The sequence below is a fragment of the Parasphingorhabdus sp. genome, from assembly GCF_039982415.1.
Lineage (GTDB): Bacteria > Pseudomonadota > Alphaproteobacteria > Sphingomonadales > Sphingomonadaceae > Parasphingorhabdus.
The window spans coordinates 166,094-191,470 of the sequence record NZ_JBDWYL010000007.1 but is presented as its reverse complement, the minus strand read 5'-3'; the positions used below and the strand labels follow the sequence as shown (position 1 = coordinate 191,470).

Sequence of the window (25,377 nt, the reverse complement as noted above, 5' to 3'; positions counted from 1 at the left end):
AATTTTTTCGAGCAGTTATTCGTCGTTTAGACGAACCGCTACAAAGCGGGCATCACGACCGCCTTGTTTGACCTGTAGCAATACCGCTTCCCGGTTCGATCGTTTGGCGGCGTTAATCGCGCTGTCCAAATCAGAAGACGTATTGATCGGGCGGCGGTTAACGCTGATAATCACCGTCGTCCGTCTTATGCCTTTGCGGGCTGCATCACTATTAGGGTCAACGGTGGAAACCACGACGCCTTTCTGCGAAGAAGGCACCCGAATTTGACGCGCAATCGTCGGGGTGAGATCAACCACAGAAAGTCCCAAGGCCTTTGCTGTTGCTTCGGCGCTGGAGCCATCTTCGTCGGTACCCATAGAATCTTCCGCGTCCGGATCAAAATTGGAAGCCAATTCTTCTTCAGAAGGCCGTTGACCCAAGGTCGCGGTGACTTTCTTGATCTTGCCTTCGCGCAACAGTTCGATCGGCACTTTCGTTCCGACGGGCAGATTGGCAACGAGATAAGACAAGGTCTGATCGGGTGTTACAGCCCGGCCATTGACTTTGACAATTACATCGCCGGCCTGAATGCCAGCTTTGGCCGCGCCTTCGCCCGGAACAACGCTTTGAATAAATTCGCCGCTATTTTTCTTGAGGCCGAGTGAATCTGCCAAATCTTCTGTCAACGGACTGATTTGTACACCGAGATAGCCGCGTTCAACCTTTTCGCCTTTGCGCAGCGTGTTAACGATGGGCACGGCAACTTCTGCAGGGATCGCAAAGCCAATGCCGACATTGCCGCCTGTGGGTGAAATAATCGCGTTGTTAATGCCTATGACATTGCCGTTCAGATCGAACATCGGACCGCCACTATTGCCGCGGTTGATGGACGCATCAGTTTGCAAGAAACGGTCATAAGCACCGCCTTGTCCTGTGTTTCGGTGGATCGCGGAAACGATACCTGTGGTGACCGTGCCACCGAGGCCAAATGGATTTCCGATTGCAATGACCCAATCACCGACGCGGGCGCTTTCGCTGTCGCCAAATTTCACAAATGGAAGATCTTTTTTGGCATTGATCTTGAGAACCGCGATATCGGAAGCAGGATCCCGTCCTACCAATGTGGCTTCATATTCGGTTCGATCCGGCATGATGACCGTTATCGTTTCGATGGTTGCGTTGCGATTGCCGGGAGCAACTACGTGGTTATTGGTCACGACATAGCCATCGGCCGAAATGATAAATCCGGATCCGAGCGATTGTGCCTGACGCGTTTGACCGCCATTATTATTACCGCCACGGCGATTGCCGAACAGTCCATCAAATGGTGTGCCGGCAAACGGGTTGTTGCGAACGCGGACACGCTGGGTTGTCGAAATATTGACAACGGCTGGCTGCAATTGCTCGGTCAAATCGGCAAAGCTCATGGGCGCACCCGCGCGCGGAGCGGCCGCTCTCATTACTTGGCTGTCATTGGCAGCAACCTGCGCTCCAGCAGAGCCTATGCCGGACAATGTTGCAGCACCTCCTGCCAAAAGCAAAGCTGCTGAAATTCCGTAAGCGTAACGCACAATATATTCCTCTCAATTTGCCGGTATCGACAGTCTCTATTCGACACCAAAATCCTTCAAGTTACATAAATCATTGGCGCAGAATTTATGAACCGAATTTGAATGTTACCACAGTCAATCGTTAAGATCAGCTATAAGATGGGTCTTTTTAATCTCCGTTATCAACATCTGGGTGTGACAAATGGCATCTGCAACCCAAAAAGTGCTGATTTGTCGAAAAAAATCACCTGTCTGCAGAAAAAACGACATTTGTAGTCGTAAGCACCATTTGATCCGTGAAATTTTCGACAAAACTTCTCTAAAGTTCAAATGGACCGTCGGTTTGGCAGGCAGGCTTGCCCGTAAAATCCAGAGCTTCATTGGCCAATTGGGTATCGAAAAATTCATGCACGGATGCAATTTTGCCATCGCGAAACGTGAATATATGGGCATAGCGCTGATCGTAACGTTTGCCATTTTTGGCCACACCTTTGGCTTCCATGATCGCGGTTATGCCTTCAGGGCCCTCGTTCATAATCTTCCAGTTTTGGGCAAATTGAAATTGATCAAAGTCCAAAGCGTCAAAGATCAGCGGTAAAACCGTCTTGAGAGCTGCAAAGCTATCATAACGGCCGGAAATTATCGTGTTTCCGGATACATGATAGACGACATCAGGATGGTGAAGCGCCTCAAAACCGCCTACGTCCAATCGCGCCAATGCCTCATAATAGGCGTTCACAAGGTCGCGATTGGACATCAAGAGTAATTAGCGCCCCTGAAACTGGCGCAAATATTCATTGTCAGGAGACAAGACAAAGGACGATGTCGGATCGCCTTCTTGACCTTTGCGGAATGTGGTTTCGTAGCTTTTCATAGCCCGATAGAAATCATAAAAGTCCGCGTCCTTGCCAAAGGCTTCCGCATAGGTGCGAGCAGCGCTGGCATCTGCTTCCGCGCGAATAATTTGCGCTTGTTTTGCGCCTTGGGCTTTGATCGTCCGGGCTTCTTGTTCACGCGCAGTCCGCATCCGTTGATAGGCGCTTTCCAACGGTGTGCCATCAGGCAAATCGGCCCGTTTGATCCGCACATCCACAATTTCCGCGCCATATTGACGGGCAACCCGGTTCAGACCGGTACGGATATTGTCCATGACCTGACCGCGTTCCGGACTGAGCAAGGCAGCAAAGGGCCGCTTACCCAATTCGTTCCGTAAAGCGGAACCCAATATGGGGCGCAGCTCGTCGGCAACCCGGGCTTCGTTCCCGGCGGCAATGAACATCCGCAAAGGATCCGTGATCCGGAAGCGGGCAAAGGCATCAACCTGCAAGCGCAGCTGATCGGTCGAGAGCACTTGTTGTTGTTCCATTTCCACATCAAGAATGCGTTTATCGATCCATTCTACCTGTTCGATAAATGGAAATTTGGGAAGCAAGCCTGCTCCGGTCTGGCCAAAGGGGGTATTGTCTTGATAGCGATTGATGATCCGTACCGGTTCACCAAAACGTACAACAACGCCTTGCCGGGTTTCCGGTACGATGATCAACGTATTAACGAGGACCAGCAAAAGACCAAAGCCGATAACGGCCAGGGCGACGGGATTTTTCATAAGATTACCCATTATTTCGCCTCCACAACTTGAGGCGCAGGGGCTTGCGCGCGTTTCTTTATTTCCGGCAGTGGGAGATAAGGTGTGACTCCGTCTGCTTCGATAATCGTTTTATCCACTTGCGATAAAACACGCTCCATTGTTTCGTAATACATCCGCCTTTTGGTCACGCGAGGCGCCAAGCGATATTCTTCGTAAACCTTATCAAAGGCAGCGGATTCACCTTGCGCTTGCGCGGTGAGCTGCTGAGCATAGGCGCGGGCTTCGTTCAAATAAGTCTGCGCGGTCTGCTGCGCTGCCGATACTTCTTTAAAGGCGTCGTTAACAGCGGCGGGTGGATCGGCCTTTTTAATTGCGATACCGCGGATCACGACACCAGCGCCATAGCCGTCAAGCAAGGTCTGCATATTTTGTTCGACCTGCTGTTCAATTTCTGTCCGTTCCGAACCGATTGTATCATCAAGCGTGAAATTGGCGACGGCAGCCCGCATGGCAGCTTCGGCAACTTCTTTGATGGTTTCTTCCTGCTCGGCAATTTGGAACAGGAATAGTTCCGGTGATTTGATATTCCAACGCACCGAATAAGCGAGATCGACGATATTTTGATCGCCGGTCAAGATGAGTTTCTCAGATTCGCCGGTGGGGATGTCGATGGTTCGAATTTCTTCGACATCCAATTTCATGACCTGTTCCAGCGGGGCTGGCCAGGAGAAATGCAAGCCCGGTTGCATGGTGCGAGAATAGGATCCGAAAAAGGTCACAACGCCGCGTTCTTGCGGACTGACTCGGTGAATGGAGGTTAGCGCTGCCCATAAAATGATGAAGCCGATAAGGAAAATGGGCCACCAGGACCGACCGCCAGGACGCTTGGGAATACCGCCCTTAAAGCCGCCGCCTGTGCCTTTCTTGAACAATTCTTCCAGTGAGGTTGCGCCGCCTTTGCGGCCGCCACCCGATGATCCGCCCGAAGGGTTGCCCCACGGATTGCGCGGGCCGCCGCCATTGCCGCCAGCGCCATCGTCGCCACCGCCATTGCCCCATGGGCTGCTCATGTTAAAGATTGATCCCAAAAGGGTTTTTCCACCGAAGAACGTTTTTCGGGTCGTTTGCCCATCAATTTTTTTGTCCATTATGTCTTTATAGGTAGCGTGGTCGCAGAAAAACAGTGTCAATCCGATAAAAGTGTAACTATGCGAAGCAAATGACTGATATTTCTTTGATTGAAGCGGCTCTTGATCCTGTCGCTAAAGGCCGTTTCAGCGCCGTTCGCCAGGATGAAGGGCGCGTATCGCTGGTTCTGAATGTCAGCGGACTCGATGTGCGTGATCGCGGTCAAATTGAAATTGCCGTAAAAGGTGCGCTGCTTGCACTGGACGGGGTGGAGAAAGTGGACGTGGTGATGACTGCGGAAAAAGTGCAACGCCGCTTGATCGCAGTGGGCAGCGGTAAGGGCGGGGTTGGCAAGTCGACCCTGTCCACCAATCTCGCGATCGCACTGAAAGCGCTAGGCTACAAAGTCGGTATGGTTGATGCTGATATTTATGGTCCATCGCAGCCGCGCTTGCTGAACTGCGAAGGCCGCCGTCCCGAAGCCGAAGGCAAGCAGCTCATTCCGGTGCCCAATGAATATGATATTCCGGTCTTATCCATGGGCCATCTCGCCAAGCCCGGTCAGGCAATTGCCTGGCGCGGCCCGATGGCCGGTAAAGCGCTGGAACAGCTGATCGACGCCCATTGGGGCGAAACGGAATTGCTGATTGTCGATATGCCGCCGGGAACAGGGGATGTGCAATTGTCAATGATGCAAAATCACAAACCGGTTGGCGCGGTGATTGTTTCCACTCCGCAAGATCTTGCGCTCATGGATGCGGTTCGCGCTGTCGACCTGTTTGAGCAAGCCAAAATTCCGATCATCGGAATGGTTGAAAATATGGCCGGTTATATTTGTCCGCATTGCGGCGAAGTCAGCGACCCATTTGGGGCCGGCGGCGCCGAAGCGGCTGCTAAAACCATGGACATGGCCTTTCTCGGCCGGGTGCCGCTGGATATCGAAATCCGCAAGTCGAGCGACGGCGGATCACCGCCCGCTTATTCCGATAGTCTGCAAGGAAAGGCATTTCATGATATTGCCAAACAGCTTGTGACATGGTTGGATAGCCAATAGGCGCACAGGGGAAGGAAAGACCGGACATGGCTTTGGAAACCGATCAGGACATCGCCCAACTGCTGACCGAAACAAAGCGGATTGCCCTTGTCGGGGCCTCCGCCAAACCAGAGCGCGCCAGCAACCGGGTTCTGCACTATCTGATTGAACAAGGTTATGATGTGGTTCCCGTAAATCCCGGGCTGGCCGGTCAAGACCTGCACGGTGTTCGGGTGGCCGCGTCGCTGGAAGCGATAGACGGCCCGGTTGATATGGTGGATATTTTTCGTAACTCGGCAGATGCTGGCGGCGTTGTCGACGAAGCCATTGCCATTGGAGCAAAATCTGTCTGGATGCAGTTGAACATTATCAACCGTCCTGCTGCTGAGCGTGCTGAACAAGCGGGTCTGAAAGTGGTCATGGACCGCTGCCCCAAAATTGAAATACCACGTCTGGATCTAGTGAAGACTGGCAATGACATCTGAAGCACCAGACGAACTAGAAGATCAGAAAGACAATCCAGCAGCGGGTTTGTTTTCCCGCCGCAATTTTTTGGTGGGCGGCAGCGCTGCGGCCGGTCTGGTGCTGGCCTGGGCAATCTGGCCGCGTATTTACGAACCCAATATCAGCGCGACTGACAAGGAAGAAATTTTCGGAGCCTATTTGAAAATTTCAATCGATGGTCAAATTACCGTGGTCGTCCCGCAAAGCGAAATGGGACAGGGTGTCTACACCTTATTGCCGCAGATCTTGGCGGATGAACTGGGTGCCGACTGGCGCACAATTGCCGTGGAGCCTGCGCCGATAAATCCGCTTTACGCCAATCAAGTGCTCGCTCAGCAATGGGCAGACACATTATTGCCGCCCGGCGTTGGACCCTTAGCAGAAGAAGAGGCATCGCGCTGGGCGACGAATAATATCGCGGCCCGTAATGACTTTATTGTAACTGCGGATTCATCATCCCTTCCGGCTTATGCTGACAGTTTTCGTAATGCCGGGGCGGCAGCTCGTGTTTTATTGAGCAAGGCAGCGGCGCAAAAATGGGAAGTTGAATGGGAATCATGCACGGCTGAAAACGGTTTTATCTCAAGCGGTGAAAATAAGATCCGCTTCGGGGAACTAATTGCCGAAGCCGTGAATCAACAATTGCCTGACCCGGTGCCTTTGCGTTCGGAACCGGCGAATAATTTGGTCGGACAGGATTTGCCTCGCTTGGACTTGCCGGCCAAACTCGATGGATCTGCGAATTTTGCCGGCGATATTCGCCTGCCAGATATGGTCTATGCATCGATTCGGCAGGGACCAATTGGGGAAACCAGACTGAAATCCTTTAATCGGGATGGAGCGAAAAAAATAATCGGACTGGTGGATGTGGTGGAGCATGACCGTTGGCTCGCTGCGGTTGCGACCAATTGGTGGGCCGCCAATCTGGCTCTCGACAAAATGAGTCCGATGTTTGAAACGACTGGCCTTTTACCCGATAGCGACAAAATGGACACCGCCCTCGAGAAAGCGCTTGAAGACGGCCCAGGTACAAGATTTGCCAATCGTGGTGACACCAAGTCAGCATTTGAAGAGCATAGTCTTGTCCAATCGCGTTATCAGGCCGAACCTGCTGTCCACGCGCCGATAGAAACGCGGACAGCGGCGGCCAATTTCAAAGACGGCCGACTGGAACTATGGCTAGCGACTCAGGCACCGGCATCCGCAGTTCGGGCGGCGGCTGATGCCATTGGTATTTCGCACGCCAATGTCACGCTATATCCGATGTTGGCAGGAGGGTCGTTTGGCCGCAACCTGGATAGCAAGATTGCGGCACAAGTTTCTGTAATTGCAAAAAAATTAGAACGTCCGGTACAGTTGATGTGGTCCCGCGCAGAGGAAATGATGCATGATCATTATCGTGCGCCGGCTTATGCCAGACTGGATGCTGCGACCGATAAGGCCGGGCGTATTCAAGCCTTGCAGATTAAAGTGGCTGCACCCGCGGCCGCGAGAGAGCAAAGCAAACGGGTCATCCGCGATATGGATGATATTTCCGCAATGCGCGCATCGATTAATGAAGCGGATGCCAAGGCCGTAGAAGGGGCCGATGTCGCGTATAATATCGCGAACTTTTCCCTTGATCACCATCCCGCCTATATTGGCGCGCCGACCGGAAACTGGCGAAGCAATGCCCACAGCTATAATGCTTTTTTCGTCGAATCTTTTCTCGATGAACTGGCTGCCAAAGCTAAGATTGAGCCCTTGTCCTATCGTATGCAAATGATGACCGGGCGGCCCCGGCTTGCGCGGTGTTTAACCGGTGTGGCCGCTATGGCCGGATGGGACGGAGGCTTGGATGGTAGTGGCATGGGCTTGGCTTGCCATGCGATGCGCGGGGGGCATATTGCGGTTATAGTGAGTGCCAATCGCGGCAAGACCGGGCTTCAGGTCCGCCGGATATCGGCCACCGTCGATATTGGCCGGATCATTCATCCGGAAATTGCCCGCCAGCAAATTGAAGGGGGTATGATCTTTGGCTTGGCTATGGCTTTGGGCTCGTCAACCCGTTTTAATCGCGGTATTGCGACCGCGCGGCGGTTAAGCGATCTGGCTCTGCCGCGCCTGACAGAGATTCCCGAGATGCAAATAGAATTTATACGAAGCGAAGAAGATGCGGTTGGCGCTGAGGAAATCGGCGTGCCAGCCGTAGCGCCAGCCATTGCCAATGCCTTATACTCGGCCACAGGAATCCGCTTCCGCCGCCTGCCGCTATTTGCCGAGACAAGTTGAAAATGCTCAAATCTGATCATTTTCCTGATAGCCATCCCCCCGTTGCAACGGGAAAAATTGGCTTATTGCTGGTCAATCTGGGAACTCCAGATGCACCAGACAAAAAGGCAGTGAAACGCTATTTGAAGGAATTTCTGTCTGATAAACGGGTGGTCGAAATACCCGATCTCTTGTGGCAACCTATTTTGCGCGGCATCATATTGAACACGCGGCCGAAAAAATCTGCCCATGCATATGGATTGGTGTGGACGGAAGACGGGTCGCCTTTGGCGGTCTATACCCGCCGACAGGCCGAGGCATTGGCCAAAATCCATGGTGAGAATGTCCATGTCGATTGGGCCATGCGCTATGGCAACCCAAGCATCGCCGGCCGCTTGCAAGCCATGAAAGACGCAGGCTGTACCCGTATATTGGTCGCGCCACTTTATCCTCAATATAGCGGCGCAACAACAGCGAGCGTGCATGATGCGGTTTTTGATGCGGTCAAGGCGATGCGTTGGCAGCCGGCGATAAGATTATTACCACCCTATCATGATGATCCGGCTTATATTGCGGCATTGAAAGCGAGTGTCGAAACCGGGCTGGACGCGCTTGATTTTCAACCCGATGCGGTGATCGCGAGTTTTCATGGCATGCCAAAGCGCACGTTGGAACTGGGTGATCCTTATCATTGCCACTGCCAAAAAACGGCAAGGCTTTTGTCGGAAGCAATGGGCCGAGATTTGACGATTGCTTTCCAGTCTCGCTTTGGACCTGCCAAGTGGCTTGAGCCTGCGACAGACATGACGTTGGAAGAATTGGCCAAAGCGGGTAAGAAAAACGTAGCGATATTTGCCCCTGGTTTCTCGAGCGATTGTCTTGAAACATGTGAAGAGCTGGCGATCCGCGGTCGCGAGGATTTTGAAGCAGCTGGTGGTGAGAAATTTGTTTATATTCCTTGCCTTAATGACAGTGATGAAGGGATCGCCTTGCTCGACACATTGGTTCGCCGGGAATTGGCCGGATGGATCTAGAGGCTGATGACATTTTCCATCCTCCGGTTAAGCGCAGCATCACGATTGCCGGGCATCAAACTTCGATCACTTTAGAGCCTTTATTTTGGCAATTGCTGCTCGATGCCGCTGATCAAAGAGGGGTGCCGATCAATGCTTTGGTCGCACAAATTGATGTGCAACGTCTTGATAGCGAGGCGCCGCCGGGACTGGCCACAGCTATTCGCCTGTGGTTGGCCCATGATCTGCTTGGAAATTTCGTTCAAGCCGACTAAGGCAGGCTGCATGAACGCAACCCTTCTTGTTATGGCTGGCGGTGCCGTGGGAGCAGCAGCGCGGTATAATCTGGGTCGGTTGCTTTTTTACTGGGGCGCAACCGGTCTCCCTTATGCAACTTTGCTGGCCAATATTCTGGGAGGCTTTTTCATGGGGGTGCTGGCGGCCATGCTGGCGCGCAGTGATTTTGTTGCTGAACCATGGCGCTTGTTGCTTGGTGTCGGTTTGCTGGGTGGATTCACAACCTTTTCAGCCTTTAGTTTGGAAGTTTTGAATATGATCGAACGCGGAAATTGGGGCATTGCTCTTGGCTATGCATTGGTATCCGTTATCGGATCGGTGCTGGCTTTGTTTATGGGCTTGATGGCAGTAAGGGCGTTGACATGAGCGGCTTTGATCCCACGGCAGATAGCGGCTCAGCGGAAGAAAAACCGCAAGGCCAAGGCAAGCTCAAAGAACAAAAGCAAGCCTTGAAAGTCCTTGATGTCCGGCAATTTACCGTGTCGGCCGATGATGATGATATTCGTCTGGATCGTTGGTTTAAACGGCATATGGGAGATGTTCCGTTTAATGTCGTGTCGCGCTGGTCACGGACAGGACAATTGCGCCTCGACGGCAAACGGGTCAGTCCCGGTGATCGGATTAACGAGGGCCAGGTCATTCGCGTTCCACCTGCGGAAATTGAACGACCCGGTCGGATTGCCAAGCCGCGAACCGAGCTATCAACGGATCAGATTGATTTTGTGCAAGAGCTCGTCATTCACAAAGATAAATCAGCGATTGTCGTCAACAAGCCTCCCGGCTTGGCCACGCAAGGCGGCAGCAAAACAACCACCCATCTTGATGGATTACTCGACGGTTTGACCTATGATGCCAAAGGCCGACCCAAGCTTGTGCACCGTTTGGACAAGGATACGAGCGGCGCAATATTGCTCGCGCGATCCCCGGGCGCGGCCTCCTTTTTCTCAAAACGCTTTTCCGGACGCACCGCCCGCAAAATCTATTGGGCGTTGGTCATGGGGGTGCCGGAAATTGCTGATGGCATGATTGATCTGCCGCTGTCCAAGCAACCGGGATCGGGCGGTGAAAAAATGCATGTCGATGAAGAAAATGGGCAGGCGGCAAAATCACGCTATCGGATTATCGAACGGGCTGGCAATCGCGCTTGCTGGGTGGAATTACAACCTTTTACCGGTCGGACCCATCAGCTTCGTGTCCATATGGCGGCCATTGGGCATCCGATTATTGGTGATGGAAAATATGGCGGGAAAGATGCTTTTTTAACCGGTTCCATTAGCCGCAAGATGCATTTGCATGCGCGCCGATTGCGGATCGAACATCCCGATGGCCACAAGCTGGATGTGAAAGCGGAATTGCCGCCGCATTTTGCGGAGACGATCGACGGCCTGGGTCTTGATCTCAGTTTGGGAGACTTGCCGCTGGATGAAAAGAAACCCGGCGGCAAAAGAGTGCGCAAGCAGCAAGGCCGCGCGCATGCGAAACAGATCCGTAAAGACAAAAGAGGCGAGCGGCGTGGGCGCGGCGATAATGACGGCAAACCGACAAAAGCGGGAAAGCCGACGAAAAGAGATCGCCCCAATGCTGGAAAAGCCACACATAAGAAAAACATGCCTCACAAAGCCAAAATCAAGCAAAAAGGCCGCTAATGCATCCCAATCCTGCGTTTCGATGGCCCAAATCTGCCAATGACCATGCCGATGCTGACGAGCGCGCTGCGCTCGAAGGCCTGATTGCCCAAATTGGTTTTGGGATGATTTTCGCAACGACACCAGATGGACCGCGTGTGGCCCATGTGCCAGTTTTCTCGACGGGCGACGGCGCGCTACAATTTCATCTGGCGCGCGGCAATGCGCTGACGCGGCATCTGTCCGGGATGACAGCATTATGCGTTGTTAACGGCCCGGACGCCTATATCAGCCCAGACTGGTATGGTTCGGAGGATCAGGTGCCAACGTGGAACTATCTTGCACTGGAACTGGAAGGACCGGTTCGGGCCATGGAGCGGGAAGGGTTGGTGGCGCTCATCGATGATTTGACAGCGCAAAATGAAGCGAAGCTTACCCCCAAAATACCCTGGCATCGCGACAAGCTCGACGATGAGAAATTCGACAAGATGATTGGCGCTATTGTTGGGTTTGAGATGGAAATTAGAGCCTGGCGGCCAACCGCCAAATTTAGCCAGAATAAGGATGCTGAGGCACGCGAAAACGCTGCCGATGCGCTCGATAATTTAGGCCGGCGGGCGGTCGCGCACATGATCCGGGAATTTGGTTCCCCATGAACAAGCTGGCTCTGTTTGATTGCGACGGCACGATGGTTGACAGCCAAGCCAATATTTGCGCGTCCATGGATCAGGCGTTTGTTGCGCATGGGCTGACGCCGCCAGGCCATCACAAAACCCGCCGGATTGTGGGTCTCAGCCTCCAAGAAGCGGTGCGTCAATTGCTGCCCGATCAAACCGAAGAGCAATTAGTCGCTGCGGTGACACAGTCTTACCGTGACGGTTTTTTCGAAATGCGGCAGCAAGGCGTTGTGCATGAACCGCTTTATGACGGGCTATTGGGTTTGATTGATCGGTTGGAAAGCGATGGCTGGATGCTCGGCGTGGCAACTGGCAAATCGGACCGGGGCCTCAATCATGTGCTCGATACCCACGGATTAACCAGCCGGTTCATCACCTTGCAAACCGCCGACCGGCACCCGTCCAAGCCCCATCCTGCAATGGTCGAGCTGGCGATATCAGAAGCCGGCGCCGCCGCAGAAACCACCGCGATGATTGGCGATACGACATTTGATATGGAAATGGCGATCAACGCGGGCGTCCGGCCCATTGGTGTCGATTGGGGCTATCATGACAGCGATGAATTGCGCCAAGCCGGTGCGCACTATGTCACGGAAACCATGGATGAATTATACGAGGCTTTGCGCCAATGAACCAGCCAACTGAGAACTCAGACGATCCGATTTATATCGCGGATCCCGAAAAAGAGAAGCAGGCCAAGGCGCTGCATTTCATGGTCAGCATCATCCGATTGCTGGGCATTGCCATTTTGATGTTGGGCATAGCTATTGCACTGGGGCGGATCGGAAATATTCCCGCCTTTATTGGCTATATATTGATTATCTTGGGTCTCGCGCAGGCGTGGATTTTGCCGATCACCATGGTGCGGTCCTTTGTGAAGCGCCAAGTGGCCGAGCAAACCGAGCAAGCGGCGCAATCCCAAAGCATTGATCCCGATCGCGGCGATTCGCGATGAAGCGGTTCTATGCGCAAGCCGCATGGGTTGCGGCTGGCAGTAGCTATGCTGTGCAATTGGATGGCCGTGCAATCAAGACGCCCGCCCGAAACCCATTACAGCTGCCCACGGAAAAATTAGCTGATGCGATTGCCCGGGAATGGGCCGCTCAAGCGGAAGACATAGATCCGACAACCATGCCTTTGACCGCATTGGCGCAAGGCGCTCTGGATCAAGTCGCACAGGAACGCAGCCGGATTATTAGCCGAATTGCCGCCTTTGCTGACAGCGATATGCTTTATTATCGCGGCGATGAAAATCAGGCAGCATTGGTTGCGCATCAGGCGGAAAAATGGGATCCGCTGCTCGATTGGGCGCGAGCGCGCTATGATATCAGCTTCCAATTAACCTATGGCATCATGCACCAATCGCAGGCGCCGCAAACGATAGCCCGGTTGACCGAAGCGGTGGAGGCCCAAGATGATTTTACCATCGCGGCGATGCTGTCTCTGGTTGGATTGGCCGGTTCCCTGGTTGCAATATTGGGATTGGTTGAGCAGGTTTTTGATGTCGAAACACTCTGGCCGGTGATGAATCTGGAAGAATTGTGGCAAGAAGAGCAATGGGGCCGCGATGATCTGGCAGTAGAGACACGCGCGCGCAAACAAGCAGAATTTGCAGCTGCTGTGCATTTTTTGACATTGGCGCGCAGTTAAATTTTCCCTTTTCACTGATTTTCCGCTACAGGCCTTTAACTGTAAACGGAGACTACATGACAACTTCTTCCCCACGCCAATCCCTGGCGCTTTGCGACAGCCCCGAAGCGGCCGTTGATCTTCTCGAGACTCTCTACCAAGAACAAATTGATCTGATTACGGCGCGATTTGCGCGCTATGCTGAAAGTGATTTGGCCGCTGGCGACCGTGAACAGGGCGTTTATCCCATGATTTCGGTAGAAATTCCTGCTGACCAAGCCACTGAAACCAGCAATCTTGCCTCGGGCCGGATTTCAGATATTAACTGCTACAGCACGACGATCAGCCAGCCTAAGCTATATCGGCGCTATCTGCTCGACCAACTGCAGCGAATCAACCGCATCTTTACCGCAAAAATTCACGTCGGCTTGTCGGAAACACCGATTCCGCTGGCCTTTGCGATAGAAAATGCAGCCGGTGGTCTTGATCGGGATCGCAAGGATGCACTGCCCAATCATTTCCACACCCCGAACTTGATGCAGACCAATGACGAAATTGTCGACGGCGGTCAGATTTTTCAAGACCATGTCGACAGCGCCTTGTCGCTATTCACGGCCGAGCGTGTCGATTATTCTCTCCACCGTATTCGCCATTATTGCGCCACTGATCCAGAATATTTTCAACCGTTTATCCTGTTCACCAACTATCAACGCTATGTTGATGAATTTATTGAATTTGGGTTGGAAGAAGTAAAGTCTGGCAATGCTGAAATTTTAGTAGAACCAGGCAATCGGATAACCGGGGCTGATGGGAAACCTTCTTGTGCACCCATAGCCAAGCCGCCGCAAATGCCCGCCTATCATCTTGTTCGCAAAGACGGACGACCGGGTGTTACTTTAGTGAATATGGGAGTTGGCCCGTCCAACGCGAAAACCATTACAGACCACTTGGCTGTGCTGCGGCCTCATGTATGGCTGATGATCGGCCACTGCGGGGCCTTGCGGCGTACGCAAAGATTGGGCGACTATGTTTTGGCGCATGCTTATTTGCGCGATGATAATGTGCTGGATGATGTGTTGCCGCCGAGCATACCATTGCCGACAATTGCAGAAGTCCAATTGGCATTGACCAAAGCGGTGCAGGAAGAAACCGGTATCGACCAGTCGCAGCTTAAACAGCATTTGCGTACCGGAACGGTGGTCACCACGGGTGATCGCAATTGGGAATTGCGATTTGAGCAAATTGCCAAGCGATTGAATCAATCCCGCGCCATTGCCATTGATATGGAGTCGGCAACCGTTGCTGCCAATGGGTATCGCTACCGTGTTCCCTATGGAACATTGCTTTGCGCATCAGACAAACCGTTGCATGGTGAAATCAAACTACCAGGCATGGCGGATGCATTTTATCAAGAACGGGTCGGGCAGCATTTGGCTATTGGTTTACGGACGATCGATTTACTAGCCCAAGAAGCTGACGCCGGTACATTGCACAGCCGAAAATTACGAAGTTTTGGCGAACCGCTCTTCCGATAAAATTGTACTGGTTCATGTATTTTGGCGCCACGGAGTTTCTTGGTGAACGGTGCAGAATATTACTGAAAATATTGATATTTCCCGACCAAAAAGGTCGGGAGATATCGAAGCAGCCGCGCGAGAATAGTGCCCCTTTTTAGATGAATGATGTCGTCATTATCTGAGGGATGATGGTCAAGAGTGAAACGCTTGCCACCAGCGCATAAATGGCGGCGTACATTTGATTTTGATAGGTCATGGGTTTTCCCTTCGAATAAAATATTGTTTGACTAGGCGCCAATAGCGGCAGGGTCGGTGAAGTCCGCGGCATGTTCAGCCGATGGTTCAATCGGTTTGATAATGTCGATCAAAATACCCGAATTATCCTGCGTGATGAAATGGCGTTGACCAAATTCTTCATCCTGCAGGGGCTTGAGAATATTCAAATTGGCTTTTTGTGCACGTTCAAACCAAGCATCGGGATCTTCGACCTCAAAATTCAAGATCAAGCCTTGCGTTTCGTGGCGGTGGGCTGGCGGAATCGTCTCGTGATCAAATTGCAAGATTGCCAGATTGACCATCGGGTCATCTATAGATTGCAGATGCACATACCAATTGCTGTCGAACAACGGCTTGAAGCGCAAATGTTCAATATAGAAGTTTGCACAGTCTTGCACATCCTTCACTTGGATAACCGGATAATAGCTCGTCGTTTTCATTTGCTTTGCCTTTCCTTTTCTAATACATACAGGCTGTATGTTTAAATGTAGGTAACAAACAGGCTGTATGTATGCAAGAGAAAAAGACGATTTCCAATCAAAAACGGACCGAAAAGACACGCAAGTTGTTGATTAAGGCTGGAAAAAAATTGTTCGTTGAAAAGGGTTTTGCGGCCACTTCAACCCCTGAAATTGTCAAAACAGCTGGGGTGACTCGCGGAGCACTCTATCATCATTTTACCGATAAACAGGATTTGTTCCGGACTGTGGTGGAACAGGATTGCGAGGCTGTGGGTTTAGAAATTAACCGTCAATCGCAGGAGGCTGACAGCATTATCGATATGCTTAAATTGGGATCTAGTGCCTTTGTCAAAGCGATTACAACACAGGGCCGTGCAAGGACAATATTGATAGAAGGGCCATCGGTTCTGGGGCAAAAAGAATTGCTCGAAATTGAAGACCGTTTTACACGCTTGTCTTTGCGTCAGGGGCTGGAAGCGGCCCTCAAACATGGCGCAATTAGACCACTGGCCTTGCAGCCGCTAGTGGAATTGGTCAGCTCGATGCTGGACGGGGCGGCCTTGAAGGTTGAAGCCGGATTTGAATTTGCGGAAATAGAACCGATTATCCACGCTTTCCTCGATGGTTTGGCCGCTTAGCCGCAACGCCCCGAAACAGCGTTTCTTTGGATCCTAACCAGCAATACCCAAAGCGGCTGCTGCTTCGCGTATGCGTTTCGCTTCGGCTCCATTATTTTTAAAAGCTTCTAATCCATCGGCCAAGGCTTTTTGCGCTCTTCCGGTTTGACCCAATTGTTGTCGGCTGCGCATGAGCATGATCCAGCCATTGGCATCATTGGGATTGCTTTGTAGGCGCTTGTCTAGACCATCGACCATATTGGCGATCATCGCCTCTTGTTGACCAGCCGGCAGAGCGGCGGCCTCTTGCATTTGCTGGCGACTGGGTCCGGGGATGCCGGCTGTGGCGACGTCTGGACCATTTGTGGTGATACCACCGGTGGGCGCGGAAGGCGCAATTTTCGCGAGCCGATCGGCGACTGCGATATTTTCTTTCTCACCGACCTGACCAATGACCCGGCGAATATCTTCTGCATAAGGCGCATCAGCCGGCGTGTCTTCGAGCAACGCAAACCAATCATTAATCGCGCCTTGATGATCGCCTGCAATATCTTTTTGGACGGCAAGAAAATATCGCGCCCGCGGATCCGATTTGTCCAACGCCAAAGCTTTTCTAAATGCCTCTGCAGCATCGTCGGGCACTTGTTGTCCATCGCTGGACATCACCAGAGCTTCTCCTAACATGGACCAATATTCAGGGTTTTTCGGATCTAAAGTTGTTGCGCGTTTCATAGCGGTTGCGGATTCTGCAAATTTTTGCGTCTCAAAATAACTCCAGCCAAGCATCCGCCAACTTTCCGCATCTTTGGGATCGTCCTGAAGTTTTTTCTCTAGCCCGGCTATAACTTCATCAACACTAGGCGGCGGTGCGCCTTGTTCTGCCGCCGCTTGTGGGGTGGAACCATCTTGCGACCCATCGGCATTCATGCTGCGATAGATTTGAACGCCGACCGCGCCAAGTGCCAGAATTGCAGCAAATATCAATGCGATGCGGCTTATGTTTGTCCCAGATTTTTCAGGCACCGTCTTGGTCTCTTGTGGCTCGTTCATATCTAAAAATCATTCCCCAACAGGTGCGACCCAGTTGTTAGCCTTGCATTGTCTTAAACGAAATGGGTTTGACAAGTATTTTATTGCTCGGGGATGTTATCCACTCTTGCAGAGCAAGCTGTGATATTTTCCACTGGCATCTCAAAAGCTTTTTGGTAAGGTGCTGGTAAGTTAAGTCTTTTGGGTCGCGCTTAAGCCAAAAAAGATTGCTGTATATGTCCGTGAAAACGCATGAGGGAGCGTCGGATGAATAGAGCGTAAGGGGGAAGAGCGCGTGGCGGACAAGTTTCGAGTAGTGATCGTGGGATCAGGTCCAGCTGGCATGAGTGCCGCTGGCCGCGCGGCGCAGCTAAAACTCAAGCATGTGCTGCTGGAAAAAACCGATCATCTTTCTGACACCATCTACAAATATCAAAAAGGCAAGCATGTGATGGCGACGCCGAGCCAGCTCGTGCTGCGTTCGGATATGGATTTTGATGCGGGCAAGCGCGAAGCGATTTTAGGCACGTGGGATGAACAAACCGCGGCCTGCGAGGTGAATGTCCAGTTTAATGCCGAACCGGTGAAGATTGAAGGGGAAGAAGGTAATTTTACCATCACGCTCAAAAACGGGGAGACAATCTTAGCTGAGACAATAGTGATGGCCATTGGTACCCAGGGCAATCCCAATTTGATGCGGTGCCCGGGCGGTGACAACAAGTTGGTTCAGTATCAGCTCGATGATCCTGGCGAATATTATGATGAGCATATCACTGTTATCGGATCGGGTGATGCCGGGATCGAGAATGCGCTGGGTCTAGCAGCCGATGCGGCGCAAAATAATATCGTCACGATTCTTAATCGCTCCGCAGAATTCGCGCGCGCGAAAAAGGCCAATGTGAAACTGCTGATGGAAGCGGGTGAGCAGGGCAAGGTCATGATCCGCAATGAGACCACTCCCGCGGAGGTGAAAGATGGCGAACTTGTTTTAGAGACAAGAGATGGTCAAGAAACAATTGCCTGTGATCGGATCATTGCGCGGATGGGGTCTGCGCCTCCGAGAAAATTTGTCGAAGAATGCGGTATTGAATTTACCAGCGAAGATCGTGAAGCTTATCCGAAATTGACGCCAGCTTTTGAAAGTACCAAAAAAGGCATTTATGTGATCGGCGCGCTCGCGGGCTATCCTTTGATCAAGCATTGCATGAATCAAGGCTATGACGTCATCGAGTTTATCAATGGCAATACAGATCTCAAACCTGCTGACGAACCGATTTTGGAAAAGAAATTTGCCGGCTTGCCCGGTACAAAATCGGTAGAAGAATGGTTGGAGTTTTTCCGCGATAAAGTGACCATTTTAAACGATCTATCTTCGCTGCAAATGCGCGAATTCATGCTCGATAGCGAGCCTATAGCCTATCGCCGCGGAGAAACGATTTTCGAACGCAACGCGCCAGGCTCCTCTCTGTTCACTATTGCCCAGGGGTCGGTTGCAGTAGAAATTGATCCACAGGATAGCTCCAAGGTTATTGCGATTGAGGAAGGCTCTATTTTCGGCGAAGTCGGGCTGATTTCCGGTCGTCGCCGCGGCGCGACTATTAAGGCGGCTGAAGATGTGATTGCCATTGAAGTGTCGCGCACGGCGGCATTGAAATTGCAGGCTTCCGTGCCGGCTGCAAAGCGCGCCATTACGCGGATATCAACCGAACGGCAATTGCTACAAATGTTCGGATCCGGATTGACCAAAGAGGATATTGCAGAGGCTGTCGAGACCAGCGAGATTATGAATGTTCGCGCTGGCGAGGCCATTATCAACGAAGGTGATGATGGGAATGATATTTATGTGATCCGCGTTGGATCCATGGTTGTTGAGAAAGAAATTGGCGGGAAACCGGTGTTTCTCTCTTATTTGCCCGCCGGTTCCTATGTTGGGGAAATGACGCTCATAGCGGGCGGGATGCGCACGGCAACGGTGAAAGCGGCGATTAAGTCCGAAGTGATCAAGATTCAGGGCGATGCCTTTAAAAAAGTGCTCGACGCCCATCCCGATCTTTTGCGCCGAGCCAAGAAAGACATGGCCGCTCGCCAAGATATTAATGCGTTTGTCGAAGCCAAGAAGGACAGTTTTTCAGGCGTGGTCGACATGTATTCTGGGGTCGCAAATTTCCTCGTCGACAATGGTATTGGCGAGGCCACGGACGTTTTGCTGATTGATGAAAATCTATGCGTTGGCTGCGACAATTGCGAAAAAGCCTGCGCGGATAGTCATGAAGGATTGTCGCGCCTAGACCGAGAAGCGGGGCGGACTTATGCCCATTTGCATGTGCCGACAAGTTGCCGCCATTGCGAGCATCCGCATTGCATGTCGGATTGTCCTCCGGATGCGATCCATCGGGGACCGGACGGAGAAGTCTTTATAGACGATACCTGTATCGGATGCGGGAATTGTCAGCGCTATTGCCCTTATGGAGTGATCCGCATGGACAAGGTACCGCCCAAGAAACCCGGTATCCTTAATTGGCTGTTATTCGGTTTTGGTCCGGGCCCTGGTGAGCCTGATAAAAAATGGGTCGCGGAGAAAAGCGATCCCGCTGTCGAAAAGCCGAAAAAGGCGATTAAATGCGATATGTGCGCTGGCATTAATGGCGGGCCAGCCTGTGTCAGGGCTTGTCCGACGGGCGCAGCTATTCGTGTGGCTCCGGAAGAGTTTCTCACCGTTGCCAAACTTGAGCAGGAGGACGCATAATGGCTTCTGTTCCGGTACCTGGCGGCGCTAAAAAGAAAGTCGCCATGCATGATGGCTTTTTGAAACATGCCGGATATCGCTGGCTGAAAATCGCGGCGTTTATCATGTTGGTGACCATCGTTAGCTATCTCTTTATCGACGTGTCACCGCGCCATAATGGCGGCAGTTGGTATGGCTATACTTTGGGGACAATTGGCGCCGGATTGATTTTGTGGCTGACCATGTTGGGGGTTCGCAAACGCGCGATGACGCCAGGTAAATGGTCGCTTAAAGCGTGGACTTCGGCGCATATTTATCTGGGCCTTAGTCTCATCATCATAGCAACGTTGCACACCGGTTTCCAATTTGGCTGGAATATTCATACGGCTGCTTATGCCTTTATGATGCTGGTGATTTTGTCTGGCATTGTCGGCATTTATTTCTACGCCACCATCCCCCAGGCCCTGTCGAATAATCGCGATGAAATGACCGAGACACAAATGCTGGAAAACCTGCGTTCGCTCGATCGGCAATTGCACGAGGCAGCCCAGCCGTTATCGGCGGACCATGCAGCCTTGGTGCTGCAGTCCTTAGAGCAGGATCCGTTTGGCGGCGGTTTTCTCAAGCGTGTTTCCGGAAAATATCCCAATTGTGCAACCCGTGCTGCGCAAGCTGATCTGCGGCGAGAGCGGGCCTATCAACCCCGAATGGGCGGGGATGATCCGCTCGACAAAGTGGATGCTTTGCTCGAGAAAAAAGAAGCGACATTGGCCCGTGTTCGCCGCCACTTGCGGCTTAAGGCAATGTTGCAAGTCTGGCTTTTTGTACATGTCCCAATGACCTTCGCTCTGATCGCGTCGCTGACGGCGCATATCATCAGTGTTTTCTTTTATTGGTAGGCGGGAGATAGACGCATGACCTTTATCGTTCGCCAAATTGCCGTCACCGCCGATGGCCGCGAAATCATTCGATCCAATCCATTTTCCGAGCCACAAATTGGCGTCGGTCGCAGCGCGGAAAATGCGATCCACTTGCCCGATCTCGCGGTCAATCCGGACCATGCGATCATCCAGCAAAGCGAAGATGGCACGATCAGCGTAGAAAGCATTTCTGGTCAGAAATTCTCGATAGATGGCCGCGATAAAATGGCGGCGACGATTGATCCCGGTGCGGGCGCGGAACTGGGTTTTGGTGGCCATATCGTAACGGTCAGCCAAGACGATGCCGATGTGGTCCTGACCGTCAAACGGGTGGAAGCCCTCTCCGATTCCGCAGAAGATCGCGAGGAAGGTGCGCTCTATACGCTGAAAGGCTTGCTCCCCGGGAAAAGGATGAGCGCTTGGGCTTTTGTGGGGTTGCTGCTGGCGGCCTTTCTGATTTGGCCGATCTACACCTGGGCAACCTATCGCGGTATCGAAGAACGGCCCGAAGGTTTTCATGCCGATACTATGTGGACCTCAGGGGCGCTTAGCGAAGCGCATCACAGTCTGGAAGGCGATTGTCAGGCCTGTCACGTTGATGCCTTTGTCACCGTGCAGGACACGACCTGTATGAATTGTCACGAAGATGATGCGCATGACCATGCGAAAAAAGATCGCTTGTTGACGGCCATGGGCGAACCGGAAGGGTTTGCGAAAGTCGGCGCGGCTTTTGCCTCGGCATTTAACAAGCCGCCCGGCAGGTGTGTCGAATGTCACACCGAACATGAAGGCGAAGGTGCTATGCAACCTACCGCACAAAAATTCTGTGCAGATTGTCATGAGGGAATGGACGGGCGATTGACTGATACGACTCTGGAAAATGCATCAGATTTCGGAATTTCGCATCCGCAATTCCGTCCGGCATTGCTGGTCGAGCCGGGTGGCAAAAATCCGCCGCGCAAAAGAGTGTCGCTGGATGACAAGCCGACGGAATATAATGGCCTGAAATTCCCGCATGATCTGCATATGTCAAAAACGGGCGGGGTAGCACAAATGGGCCGGCGCCTGGCCGTCAAATATGATTTTGGCGATTCATTGGCTTGCGCTGATTGTCACACGCCCGATTCCAATGGTGTGCGGTTCGAGCCGGTAGACATGAAAGAAGATTGCAGCATGTGCCACAGTCTCGCCTTTGAAGAAATTGGCAATACGGTGCGTACCCTGCGGCATGGTGAACCTGATATGGTGCGCGCAGATCTGCGGGCTTATTATCGCTCGACAGGCCCCTCGCGGCCGATCAATCTCGGTGGCATGAAACGGCGGCGCCCGGGCGCACAAAATGACAATCGCGTTGCCAGTGACTATGCGCGCGCCGTGCAATTTCGACCAAGCCGCGCCAATCTAGCAATACAGCAAGTTTTCTCTCGCGGCGGCGCTTGTTTCGACTGCCATGGTGTTACGCCACCAACCGCGCGCGGGCGGGTCGATTATGGCATTAAGCCGGTCACCCAGACTGACCGCTATATGCACAAAGGCTGGTTTAGCCATGAAGCGCATAATGATGAAGATTGCACCAGCTGTCATGCAGCGACCACGTCTAGCGACGCGCAGGATCTCTTATTACCGGGCATTAAAACCTGTCGGGAATGTCATGGGGGTGAATTCCAGAAATCCTCCGATGTGCCGTCGACTTGCGCCATGTGTCACGACTATCATGCCGATGATGGCGCCCCTTGGTTGATCAAAGAACAACAAAAGGACAAACGGAAAAAATCTGACAATTTGGTTCATGACAATGATGCGCTAAAGCCATCTGACAAATTGAAAGTCAAAATTAGGAAACAAAAAATTGCCAGCCGTTAGAGCGTATATATGATAACCGCTATATATGGCATAGCAGAGAAGGAGCGCCCATGCTTTTGGCGCAGGTAACCGATATCCATCTGGGTTTTGATCCCGACAATCCGTCGGAGTTTAACCGAAAACGCCTGGATCAGGCGTTGAAAGTCTTGTGCGATATGACGCCGCGACCTGACATGCTTCTTGCAACCGGTGATCTGGTCGATCGCGGTGATCAGGATAGCTATATGCGGTTGGAAGAGGCGTTTGCTGATCTTCCTTTTCCGGTGCATATGTGTCTCGGCAATCATGACTTGCGAGGTCCGTTTCATACCCAATTCCCCGATGTGCCGATGGTTGATGGTTATGTTCAATATGAAGTTGATGCAGGGCCGCTGCGCTTGTTGTTTCTGGATACGCTGGAGGAAGGACGCCATGGCGGTGCCTTTTGTGACGTTCGCGCTAAATGGCTGGCCGATCGGCTGTCGGAGGACGAGAACAAGCCGACATTGCTGATTATGCATCACCCACCCGTCGAATCCGGCATTGCTTGGATGAATACTGACCCGCGCGAACCCTGGGTATCGACTTTAGCGGACACAATTGCCGGACATGATCAAGTCAAGGGTATGATCACTGGCCATTTGCATCGGAATATTTCAACGTCTTTTGAAGGCACTAGTCTTTCAATTTGCGCCTCGACGGCACCGCAAGTTGCTTTTGATCTGGAACCGATAGACCCCGAAAATCCTGACGGTCGCAACATGATTGTCGCGGATCCGCCAGCCATCGCGCTTCACTGGTGGAATGGTAAGCAGCTGGTCAGTCATTTCGAGACAGCCGAGGAACATGTGATGCTCGCCCGTTATGACGAAAATTTGCAGCCTCTGGTTCGGGCTTTGTTGGCGGAGCGACCCAAATAGTCGGCTGGTTTTTGATGGTAATGTGTCGGTTTGATACAATATAGTGCAGTGCACAAAACTCATTGCTTAATCACGTACAATCTGTTAACAATTTGTTAGGTTTGAACTAATCTTGGAGCGCGGTCAGGGCTTCATTTGCAATAATATGGGGCAACTATGAAAAAAATAGCATATATGGCAGCATGTCTTGCTGCTCCAGTGGCTTTTGCATCACCGGCACAAGCGCTGACGATGATCGATTTTGATGATGGCACGGACGGAGCGAGCGTTGACGCTTTCTACAGCGGTCTTGGCATCACATTTTCCAATACACAGTTTACCGATAATTTTGGTTTGGCAGGGTCTTCCGGTCCTTTAGGAATACGAGCAACCGGCACATTCCAGTTCGGGGTGGCTGATGCTATTGTCGGCACATTTTCTGGTTTGGCAGATAGTGTGTCGTTTCGCGGTATTGATGTCGGCTCAGCGGGTTTGCAGATTGATGCTTTTGATGCATCCAATGTTCTTCTCGGATCAACCTCGGTATCCGGAAGTGATTTTGGAATAGGCGATTTTTTTGACCTGACCTTTGCTTCTCCTGGCATCAAGAGTTTCGCAATTTATCAACCAAATTTCGATGGATCAGACGGTATACTCATTGAAGATTTAGCATTTAATCTTGCTGCAGCCGTACCTGAGCCAGCCACATGGGCGTTTATGATCTTTGGCTTTGGTGCCATTGGAGGCGCCATGCGTCGTCAGCGTAAGGCAAATGTGAAAGTCAGCTACGCTTAAGCCTTCGAAATTCAGAATATACAAAGCCCTGTCAGAGCGATCTGGCGGGGCTTTTTGATTGGCATCTGTGCGCATGTTGGCACATAGTCGGATTCATAAAACTCATGATGATGGAGAATGGATGTGACAGAGTTGGTGCTGCGTGAAGATAAGGACGGGCTGGCAATCTTGACGTTAAATCGGCCGGATAAGCTCAATTCACTCACCGTTGGATTGTTCCAACAATTGCGCCAACATATTTCGGCTATTCGCAAAGACGATTCTGTCCAATGCGTTATCCTGCGCGGTGCTGGGAAATGCTTTTCCGCAGGCCATGATCTCAATGACATTTCCGAAGGCGAAGAGGTGCCCTCGCGCGGCTGGCATTCCGAAACATTGCGGATGATGGAAAAACTGCCCAAGCCGGTTATCGCCGCGGTACATAGCCATTGCTACACCGGCGCGTTGGAAGTGGCATTAGCGGCAGATTTTATCGTGGCGGCGGATAATACCAAATTTGGTGACACCCATGCGAAATGGGCGTTGACGCCGATTTGGGGTATGAGTCAGCGTTTGCCGCGCCGCGTCGGAATCGCGACGGCGAAAAAACTTATGTTTACCTGTGAAACGGTTAAGGCAGAGGAAGCATTGCGCATCGGATTGGCCGAGATGGTTTTGCCCATCGCGGATTTTCAAACAGGAACAGAAACTCTGGCCCGGCAAATAATGGCCAATTCTGCCTTTTCGCATGCCGCGAACAAGCGGTTGCTCGAGGCAACTGATGCGGATCCATTGGATGCGGGTTTAATTTGGGAAGTCATGGAAAATGAAGGCACTGGACCGGATATGCACGACCGGATTAACGCATTCACCAAAAAATAGAGGCGATTATCTCGAGGCTGGTCGTTCATCGATGGCTAAGCGCTGTTTGTCTAAAAGATAATTTCAACCGCAACCTTTTTGCCTTTGATGCACGGTTATTGTATCGGGGACATGAGCACGGGCGCGTGCAGAGATTTTTGTCCTGAACAGGGGCCGTAATC

General features: G+C 52.0%; 25 protein-coding genes. 19 read left to right on the top strand and 6 right to left on the bottom strand.

Features of this window, described 5'->3' with window-relative positions; genetic code table 11:
* Window positions 1-15 precede the first annotated feature (15 nt).
* The 4 genes from ABJU74_RS10765 to ABJU74_RS10750 all read right to left on the bottom strand — a co-directional run bounded on the left by ABJU74_RS10765 (window position 16) and on the right by ABJU74_RS10750 (window position 4,188).
* Complete coding sequence (locus ABJU74_RS10765) at window positions 16-1,551, bottom strand: DegQ family serine endoprotease (protein WP_348384213.1); 1,536 nt, start codon at window positions 1,549-1,551, stop codon at window positions 16-18.
* 298 nt (window positions 1,552-1,849) lie between these two features.
* Window positions 1,850-2,287 (bottom strand): nuclear transport factor 2 family protein, encoded by a 438-nt coding sequence (locus tag ABJU74_RS10760; protein ID WP_348384212.1) that lies wholly within the window; start codon window positions 2,285-2,287, stop codon window positions 1,850-1,852.
* Window positions 2,288-2,296: 9 nt separating this feature from the next.
* Entirely contained in the window at window positions 2,297-3,148 is an 852-nt protein-coding gene (locus tag ABJU74_RS10755; protein WP_348384211.1) for a protease modulator HflC, read from the bottom strand.
* Window positions 3,148-4,188, bottom strand: coding sequence for a protease modulator HflK (locus tag ABJU74_RS10750; protein WP_348384210.1), 1,041 nt, complete (start codon window positions 4,186-4,188; stop codon window positions 3,148-3,150). The genes ABJU74_RS10755 and ABJU74_RS10750 overlap by 1 nt, the downstream gene beginning before the upstream one ends.
* A 149-nt stretch (window positions 4,189-4,337) precedes the next feature.
* Between ABJU74_RS10750 and ABJU74_RS10745 the strand changes: the two genes are divergently transcribed.
* From ABJU74_RS10745 to ABJU74_RS10690, 12 genes are read left to right on the top strand one after another with little or no spacing between them, the layout of a single operon-like run.
* Window positions 4,338-5,300 (top strand): Mrp/NBP35 family ATP-binding protein, encoded by a 963-nt coding sequence (locus ABJU74_RS10745; protein ID WP_348384209.1) that lies wholly within the window; start codon window positions 4,338-4,340, stop codon window positions 5,298-5,300.
* 26 nt (window positions 5,301-5,326) lie between these two features.
* Window positions 5,327-5,764 carry a CoA-binding protein gene (locus ABJU74_RS10740; RefSeq protein ID WP_348384208.1) on the top strand — a complete coding sequence of 146 codons (438 nt, stop codon included), beginning with the start codon at window positions 5,327-5,329 and terminating at the stop codon, window positions 5,762-5,764.
* On the top strand, window positions 5,754-8,054 hold the full coding sequence (locus ABJU74_RS10735; RefSeq protein ID WP_348384207.1) for a molybdopterin cofactor-binding domain-containing protein: 2,301 nt from the start codon (window positions 5,754-5,756) through the stop codon (window positions 8,052-8,054). Before ABJU74_RS10740 ends, ABJU74_RS10735 begins: the two co-directional genes overlap by 11 nt.
* A gap of 2 nt (window positions 8,055-8,056) precedes the next feature.
* Entirely contained in the window at window positions 8,057-9,067 is a 1,011-nt protein-coding gene (hemH, locus tag ABJU74_RS10730; RefSeq protein WP_348384206.1) for a ferrochelatase, read from the top strand.
* On the top strand, window positions 9,058-9,321 hold the full coding sequence (locus ABJU74_RS10725; RefSeq protein WP_348384205.1) for a ribbon-helix-helix domain-containing protein: 264 nt from the start codon (window positions 9,058-9,060) through the stop codon (window positions 9,319-9,321). Before hemH ends, ABJU74_RS10725 begins: the two co-directional genes overlap by 10 nt.
* Window positions 9,322-9,331: 10 nt before the next feature.
* Window positions 9,332-9,709 carry a fluoride efflux transporter CrcB gene (crcB, locus tag ABJU74_RS10720; RefSeq protein WP_348384204.1) on the top strand — a complete coding sequence of 126 codons (378 nt, stop codon included), beginning with the start codon at window positions 9,332-9,334 and terminating at the stop codon, window positions 9,707-9,709.
* The gene (locus ABJU74_RS10715) at window positions 9,706-10,989 is read left to right on the top strand and encodes an RluA family pseudouridine synthase (protein ID WP_348384203.1); all 1,284 of its coding nucleotides are present in this window, start codon (window positions 9,706-9,708) and stop codon (window positions 10,987-10,989) included. The genes crcB and ABJU74_RS10715 overlap by 4 nt, the downstream gene beginning before the upstream one ends.
* Entirely contained in the window at window positions 10,989-11,624 is a 636-nt protein-coding gene (locus ABJU74_RS10710) for an FMN-binding negative transcriptional regulator (protein WP_348384202.1), read from the top strand. The genes ABJU74_RS10715 and ABJU74_RS10710 overlap by 1 nt, the downstream gene beginning before the upstream one ends.
* Complete coding sequence (locus tag ABJU74_RS10705) at window positions 11,621-12,277, top strand: HAD-IA family hydrolase (RefSeq protein WP_348384201.1); 657 nt, start codon at window positions 11,621-11,623, stop codon at window positions 12,275-12,277. Before ABJU74_RS10710 ends, ABJU74_RS10705 begins: the two co-directional genes overlap by 4 nt.
* Window positions 12,274-12,600, top strand: a complete 327-nt coding sequence (locus ABJU74_RS10700) for a hypothetical protein (RefSeq protein ID WP_348384200.1) — start codon at window positions 12,274-12,276, stop codon at window positions 12,598-12,600. Before ABJU74_RS10705 ends, ABJU74_RS10700 begins: the two co-directional genes overlap by 4 nt.
* Window positions 12,597-13,295, top strand: coding sequence for an ATP12 family protein (locus ABJU74_RS10695; protein ID WP_348384199.1), 699 nt, complete (start codon window positions 12,597-12,599; stop codon window positions 13,293-13,295). Before ABJU74_RS10700 ends, ABJU74_RS10695 begins: the two co-directional genes overlap by 4 nt.
* 56 nt (window positions 13,296-13,351) lie before the next feature.
* A complete protein-coding gene (locus tag ABJU74_RS10690; protein ID WP_348384198.1) occupies window positions 13,352-14,809 on the top strand; it encodes an AMP nucleosidase in 1,458 nt (485 codons plus the stop codon).
* Between the two features lie 269 nt (window positions 14,810-15,078).
* On the opposite strand, the gene ABJU74_RS10685 is transcribed toward ABJU74_RS10690, so the two are convergent.
* Entirely contained in the window at window positions 15,079-15,507 is a 429-nt protein-coding gene (locus ABJU74_RS10685; RefSeq protein WP_348384197.1) for a VOC family protein, read from the bottom strand.
* A 71-nt stretch (window positions 15,508-15,578) separates the two neighbouring features.
* On the opposite strand from ABJU74_RS10685, the gene ABJU74_RS10680 reads away from it, so the two are divergent.
* The gene (locus ABJU74_RS10680) at window positions 15,579-16,166 is read left to right on the top strand and encodes a TetR/AcrR family transcriptional regulator (RefSeq protein ID WP_348384196.1); all 588 of its coding nucleotides are present in this window, start codon (window positions 15,579-15,581) and stop codon (window positions 16,164-16,166) included.
* Window positions 16,167-16,199: 33 nt separating this feature from the next.
* On the opposite strand, the gene ABJU74_RS10675 is transcribed toward ABJU74_RS10680, so the two are convergent.
* Window positions 16,200-17,195 (bottom strand): tetratricopeptide repeat protein, encoded by a 996-nt coding sequence (locus ABJU74_RS10675; RefSeq protein WP_348384195.1) that lies wholly within the window; start codon window positions 17,193-17,195, stop codon window positions 16,200-16,202.
* A 274-nt stretch (window positions 17,196-17,469) separates the two neighbouring features.
* Between ABJU74_RS10675 and ABJU74_RS10670 the strand changes: the two genes are divergently transcribed.
* From ABJU74_RS10670 to ABJU74_RS10645, 6 genes are all read left to right on the top strand, one after another.
* A complete protein-coding gene (locus ABJU74_RS10670) occupies window positions 17,470-19,920 on the top strand; it encodes a cyclic nucleotide-binding domain-containing protein (protein WP_348384194.1) in 2,451 nt (816 codons plus the stop codon).
* Window positions 19,920-20,798: a hypothetical protein gene (locus tag ABJU74_RS10665; protein ID WP_348384193.1), complete on the top strand. Its 879-nt coding sequence runs from the start codon at window positions 19,920-19,922 to the stop codon at window positions 20,796-20,798. Before ABJU74_RS10670 ends, ABJU74_RS10665 begins: the two co-directional genes overlap by 1 nt.
* Before the next feature lie 15 nt (window positions 20,799-20,813).
* A complete protein-coding gene (locus ABJU74_RS10660; protein WP_348384192.1) occupies window positions 20,814-22,682 on the top strand; it encodes a cytochrome c3 family protein in 1,869 nt (622 codons plus the stop codon).
* A 50-nt stretch (window positions 22,683-22,732) separates the two neighbouring features.
* Complete coding sequence (locus tag ABJU74_RS10655) at window positions 22,733-23,581, top strand: phosphodiesterase (protein WP_348384191.1); 849 nt, start codon at window positions 22,733-22,735, stop codon at window positions 23,579-23,581.
* Window positions 23,582-23,737: 156 nt separating this feature from the next.
* Window positions 23,738-24,355: a PEPxxWA-CTERM sorting domain-containing protein gene (locus ABJU74_RS10650; RefSeq protein WP_348384190.1), complete on the top strand. Its 618-nt coding sequence runs from the start codon at window positions 23,738-23,740 to the stop codon at window positions 24,353-24,355.
* Window positions 24,356-24,478: 123 nt separating this feature from the next.
* A complete protein-coding gene (locus ABJU74_RS10645; RefSeq protein WP_348384189.1) occupies window positions 24,479-25,216 on the top strand; it encodes an enoyl-CoA hydratase/isomerase family protein in 738 nt (245 codons plus the stop codon).
* Window positions 25,217-25,377 lie beyond the last annotated feature (161 nt).